Below are 459 nucleotides of genomic sequence, written 5' to 3' on the forward strand. Positions count from 1 at the left end.
AGCGGAAAAAGCTACCCATCCCACGAATATGATCAGAATAAATTGCCCCGGCGCGTCAGACCCCGCGGCAAGGCGCACGAAGTTGTACCGCGGCGGCATCCGGCTCCTTAGAGTCCGTCCGAGAAGTCAGGCTGATCGGGCGAGGCGCCTGACGAGGATCATGACGGCTGCGGCGTAGAGGAAGGCTCGTGCGGAGGCGAGTGTCGCTTCCGGATCCTTCCAGAGGCGTCGATTGCGGCTGATCCAGGCGAAGAATTTCTCAACGACCCACCGACGTGGATGAACAGCAAAGCCAACCTGATCCGGCGGCTTGCGCACGATCTCGACGGCGATGATCGTCGCGCTCGTTGGCTTGTCGCCGGCATAGCCGGCGTCGGCGAAGGCCTTGGCGATGAACGGGAAGGTCCGGCGCGACAGGCGTAGCACCGGAACGGCTCCGTCTTGGTCCTGCACGTCGGC

1 protein-coding gene is annotated in these 459 nt (G+C 63.4%); it reads right to left on the bottom strand.

Going from position 1 to position 459, the window contains the following annotated elements; all coding sequences use genetic code 11:
- Window positions 1-126: 126 nt before the first annotated feature.
- Window positions 127-459: transposase (locus ACU8YC_RS27190; RefSeq protein ID WP_446896286.1), on the bottom strand; the 333-nt coding region annotated here is incomplete at its 5' end.

This window comes from Citrobacter sp. VF227 (assembly GCF_052950715.1).